This window comes from Cellulomonas sp. IC4_254, from assembly GCF_011603975.1.
GTDB lineage: Bacteria > Actinomycetota > Actinomycetes > Actinomycetales > Cellulomonadaceae > Cellulomonas.
The window spans coordinates 1-3,064 of record NZ_JAANNB010000295.1 but is presented as its reverse complement, the minus strand read 5'-3'; the positions used below and the strand labels follow the sequence as shown (position 1 = coordinate 3,064).

The following is a 3,064-nucleotide window of genomic DNA, read 5'->3' as shown; positions in this document are numbered from 1 at the left end:
GCACCCCCATGAGCACCTCCGACGCCCCCCGCGCCGACGGGGCGGTCCGCCGGGCGGTCGCTCGCGGCGCGGGGGTCGTCGGAGGTGCTCATGGGGGTGCTCCTCGTGTCGTCGTCGGCCCGCGGGCGCGGGTCGGCGGTCCCGGCCGGCCTCGGTGCTCGGCCCGACCGGCTCGCTGCGGGCAAGGTAAGTCGGCCCGGCGGCGCGCGCGACCGCAGCGGGCGGGCCGGGGCGCCGGCGCGGCGGTGGCACGATGGCGCGGTGGTGAACGACGACGTGACGCTGATCATCCGGGACGTGCGGCCGTGGGGCGGTGCGCCGGCGGACGTGGGGATCGCGGGGGACCGGGTCGCCTGGGTCCGCCCCGCCGGCGGGGACCCGGCCGACGGGGGCGCCGCCGAGGCCGCCCCGGGCGCGCGGGTCGTCGAGGGGCGCGGCCTGCTCGCGCTGCCGGGGCTGGTGAACACCCACGCGCACGCCGACAAGAGCTGGTGGGGCCTGCCGTGGCAGTCCTACGGCGGCGAGGGAGGCACCCAGGGTCGGATCGCGCACGAGCGCGCCCGGCGCGACGAGCTCGGCATCCCGAGCGCGCCGGTGGCCGAGCGGGTGCTGCGCGAGTACCTCCGGACGGGCACCACCCGCGTCCGGACGCACGTGGACGTCGACCTCGGCCTGGGGCTGCGCGGCATCGAGGCGGTCCGCGAGGCGGCGGCCGCGCTGGACGGCGCCGTCGAGCTGACGGTCGTGGCGTTCCCGCAGGACGGCGTGCTGCGCCGGCCGGGCGTCCTGGAGCTGCTGGACCGCGCCGCCGCGGCGGGCGCGGAGCACGTCGGCGGCCTGGACCCGGCGCTCATCGACCGCGACCCGGTGGGGCAGCTCGACGGGCTGTTCCGGATCGCCGCGGAGCACGGCTGCGGGCTCGACATCCACCTGCACGAGCCGGGCGACCTCGGGGCGTTCGAGATCGACCTGATCCTCGACCGCGTCGAGCGCGACGGGATCGCGCCCGGCAAGGTCAACGTCGCGCACGGGTTCGCGGTCGTGGACGTCGACCCGGCACGCCGCCGCGACCTGCTCGACCGGATGGGCGCGCTCGGCGTGACGATGACGACGGTCGCACCCGTGCGGATGCGGCAGCTCCCGCTCGCCGAGATGGACGCCGCCGGGGTGCGGTTCGGGTTCGGCACGGACGGCATCCGCGACCTGTGGAGCCCCTACGGCGACGGCGACCTGCTCGGCATCGCCTGGCAGTACGCGCGCGCCGGGGGCGTCGTGCGGGACGAGGACCTGCGCCGGGTGGTCGAGATCGCCACCCGCGACGGCGCGGCGTTCGTCACCGACGAGGCGCACGACCTGGTGCCCGGCGCCCGCGCCGACGTGGTGCTGCTCGACGCCGAGAACCCGATGGACGCCCTGGTCCGCCGGGTGCCGCGCGCCGCGGTCGTCGCCGGCGGGCGCGTCGTGGACCTCGAGGCGCTCGCGGCGCGGCCGTGGGAGTGACGGCCGACCGGGCGGGTGCGGCCGGCTTCGTGACCGCGGTGCTGCGCCCCTGGACCCCCGCGGACGCGGGCGCCCTGCGCGCCGCCGTGGCCGCCGACCCCGACCTGGTGCGCCAGACGGGCGGTGCCGAGCTGTCGACCGACGCCGCCGCGGCCGAGCACATCGCGCGGCACCTGGCGCCGCGCGGGCCCCGGTCGTACGCGTTCGCCGTGGTGCTCGACGGTCGTGCGGTCGGGAACGTCGGGATCGGGGCCGTCGACGACGTGCACGCCACGGCCTGGATGTCGTACTGGCTCGCGGCGGAGGCCCGCGGCCGGGGCCTCGCGGCCGCCGCTTTGGCCGGGGCGTCGGGGTGGGCGGTCCGGGAGCTCGGGACGTTCCGGCTGGAGCTCGGGCACCGGGTGAACAACCCGGCGTCCTGCCGGGTCGCGACGCGGGCCGGGTACCCGGCGGAGGGCGTCGAGCGGGCGAAGCTCCGGTACGGGGACGAGCGGTTCGACGTGGAGACGCACGCGCGGCTGGCCACCGACCCGGCGCCGGCGGTCGTCGGGCTACCGGTGCGCTGACGGTCCGGCGCGGACGGTGCGCGGCGCCGCCGGGGCCGCTCCGTGCCGCCGGGGCCGCGCCCCGGGCCGGGTGGACGAGGCGGCCGCACCGGGCGAGGATGCGGCCATGACCGAGACCGTCGCCGTGACCGGCGCGCTGGGCAAGGTGGGCCGCGCGGTGGTGCAGGACCTGCTCGCGCACGGGTACCGGGTGCAGGCGTCCGACGCCCAGGGCCCGTTCGGGGAGCGCGCCGGCCTCGGCGTGGACGTGCTCCGCGCCGAGCTCACCGACTACGGGCAGGCCGTGGAGGCGCTCGCGGGCTGCTCCGCGGTGGTGCACCTGGCGAACATCCCGCAGCCGGGCATGGAGTCGCCGCCGGACACCTTCAACCGCAACATGGCCGCGAACGCCAACGTGTTCCTCGCCGCGCAGCGGCTCGGGCTGCGCAAGGTGGCGTGGGCGTCCAGCGAGACGACGCTCGGCCTGCCGTTCGACGTCCCGCCGCGGTACGCCCCGGTGGACGAGGCGCACTTCCCACACCCGACGTCGACCTACGCGCTGTCGAAGGTGCTGAGCGAGGACCTCGCCGCGCAGGTGTCGGAGTGGTCGGGCATCCCGTTCGTCGGCCTCCGGCTGTCGAACGTGTTTCCGAAGGAGGCGTACGCGGCCGTGCCGTCGTTCCAGGACGACCCCGCGAAGCGCCGGTGGAACCTGTGGGGCTACATCGACGCCCGCGACGCCGCGACCGCGTTCCGGCTGGCGCAGGTCGAGACGACCGGCTCGCAGAACGTCATCATCGCCGCGGCGGACACGATCATGGACACCCCGTCGGCCGACCTGCTCGCCGCCGAGTTCCCGGGCGTGCCCGTGCGGCGGGACCTCGGGACGCACGAGACCCTGCTCGCGATCGACGGGGCGCGGGCGCTGCTCGGGTTCGAGCCGCAGCACTCCTGGCGGGACGAGGTCCCGCAGGGCTGAGCCCGCGCCGGGCGGGGAGCGTGGGGCCGGGCGGGTCCGC

The 3,064-nt window shown here is 77.8% G+C and carries 3 protein-coding genes; all 3 read left to right on the top strand.

Annotated features, from left to right (window positions below; genetic code table 11):
* The first annotated feature begins 261 nt into the window (after positions 1-261).
* Positions 262-1,500 (top strand): amidohydrolase family protein, encoded by a 1,239-nt coding sequence (locus G6556_RS18025; protein WP_346774993.1) that lies wholly within the window; start codon positions 262-264, stop codon positions 1,498-1,500.
* Positions 1,491-2,066 carry a GNAT family protein gene (locus G6556_RS18020; RefSeq protein ID WP_346774992.1) on the top strand — a complete coding sequence of 192 codons (576 nt, stop codon included), beginning with the start codon at positions 1,491-1,493 and terminating at the stop codon, positions 2,064-2,066. The genes G6556_RS18025 and G6556_RS18020 overlap by 10 nt, the downstream gene beginning before the upstream one ends.
* A 106-nt stretch (positions 2,067-2,172) precedes the next feature.
* The gene (locus G6556_RS18015) at positions 2,173-3,024 is read left to right on the top strand and encodes an NAD(P)-dependent oxidoreductase (protein ID WP_166944408.1); all 852 of its coding nucleotides are present in this window, start codon (positions 2,173-2,175) and stop codon (positions 3,022-3,024) included.
* The last annotated feature ends 40 nt before the right edge of the window (positions 3,025-3,064 follow it).

Excerpts from the sequence above, each read along its gene's own strand:
- G6556_RS18015 (WP_166944408.1), top strand. The coding sequence starts at position 2,173 with ATGACCGAGACCGTCGCCGTGACCGGCGCGCTGGGCAAGGTGGGCCGC.